Below are 1726 nucleotides of genomic sequence, written 5' to 3' on the forward strand. Positions count from 1 at the left end.
GCAAGTGTAAAACTTGCCTTTACGTTTGGGATTTGTTTGTGCTCTATTGTAGAAAACTGTGTTGTTTTTTCAGACGGCCTTACCAACGGAACGTTTGGGTCACGCCTGCGGAAGCGCCGTTGTTGCCGGCATAGCCGTAGCCACCGGTATGACTGGAGGCGCAGGCGGTGAGTGCGGCAAGGGCGAGGATGAGGAGGATGTGTTTCATGTTTCTTGCTCTGAGTGGGTTGGTTTTAACTTGGGCGGCATTGTGTTGCTGCATGAATCGGGCTGGCTGGAGCTTGGTTGCTTTGTCCTGATTTACAGTTAGGCCGCTAAATTGTTTGATGATTGAAGAAGGCCGTCTGAAAACGGGTTTCATGATATTGAAACTTTGTTTTCAGACGGCCTTTATTTTATATCAGCTTATTAGTGGCGGAAATGACGGATGCCGGTGACGACCATGGCGATGCCGTGTTCGTCCGCCGCGTCAAAGACTTCTTGGTCGCGCATGGAGCCTGCGGGATGGATGATGGCTTTGATGCCCTGCTCGGCAATGACATCTACGCCGTCACGGAATGGGAAGAAGGCATCGGAAGCGGCACATGCGCCGTTGAGGTCGAGATTGGCATCTTGCGCTTTGCGGGCGGCGATGCGGGTGCTGTCCACGCGGCTCATTTGGCCTGCGCCGATGCCGTAGGTTTGACCGCCTTTGCCGAAGACGATGGCGTTGGATTTGACGTATTTTGCGACGTTCCATACAAACATCAGGTCGTTCCATTCTTGCTCGGTCGGTTGGCGTTTGGAGACGACTTTCAAATCGGCGCGGCTGAGGCGGTGGATGTCGGGGGTTTGTACCAACAGTCCGCCGCCGACGCGTTTGAGTTCAAAGTGGTTGGCACCTGCTTCAAGCGGCACTTCCAATACGCGCACGTTTTTCTTGGCGGCGGCGATTTCGAGGGCTTCGGCGGTGAACTTCGGCGCCATGAGGACTTCCATAAATTGGTTGTCGGTAATTTGTTTGACGGTTTCGCCGTCAACTTCGCGGTTGAAGGCAATGATGCCGCCGAATGCGCTGGTGGTGTCGGTGGCGTAAGCGAGTTTGTATGCATCCAAGGTATTGGAGGCGATGGCTACGCCGCACGGATTGGCGTGTTTCACAATCACGCAGGCTGGCGCGTCAAAGGATTTGACGGCTTCCCATGCGGCATCGGCATCGGCGATGTTGTTGTAAGACAATTCTTTGCCTTGCAGCTGTTTGTAGGCGGAAAGGCTGCCCGCGGCTGGGTAAATATCGCGGTAGAACGCGGCGCGTTGGTGCGGATTTTCGCCGTAGCGCATATCTTGCACTTTAATCCAGCTTTGGTTGAACTGGCTCGGGAATTCGCCGATTTGGGGCTGGCCGCTCAAGACGTCGTCTGAAAGCGAGGTCAGGTAGTTGGAAATCATGCCGTCGTATTGGGCGGTATGGCTGAATGCTTTGCGTGAGAGGTTGAAACGGGTTTTGTCGCTCAATGCGCCGTTGTTGGCTTCGAGTTCGACGGCGATGGCCGGGAAATCGGCGGTATCGGTAACGATGGCGACGTGTTTCCAGTTTTTCGCGGCAGAACGCACCATGGTCGGGCCGCCGATGTCGATGTTTTCAATCGCGTCTTCCAGCGTGCAGTTTGGTTTGGCGATGGTGGCGGCGAAGGGGTAGAGGTTGACGCACACGAGGTCGATGTTGCCGATGCCGTGTTCTTCCATC

General features: G+C 54.9%; 2 protein-coding genes. Both read right to left on the reverse strand.

Translation table 11 applies throughout. The features are described from left to right. Positions 1-79: 79 nt before the first annotated feature. Entirely contained in the window at positions 80-361 is a 282-nt protein-coding gene (locus tag ACTHUM_RS13170; RefSeq protein ID WP_083315937.1) for a hypothetical protein, read from the reverse strand. 47 nt (positions 362-408) lie between these two features. Then, a partial coding sequence (gene purH, locus ACTHUM_RS13175; protein ID WP_440403078.1) for a bifunctional phosphoribosylaminoimidazolecarboxamide formyltransferase/IMP cyclohydrolase occupies positions 409-1726 on the reverse strand: 1318 nt, incomplete at its 5' end.

Source organism: Neisseria sp. P0021.S006 (assembly GCF_051956895.1).

Excerpts from the sequence above, each read along its gene's own strand:
- ACTHUM_RS13170 (WP_083315937.1), bottom strand. The coding sequence starts at position 361 with ATGAAACCCGTTTTCAGACGGCCTTCTTCAATCATCAAACAATTTAGC.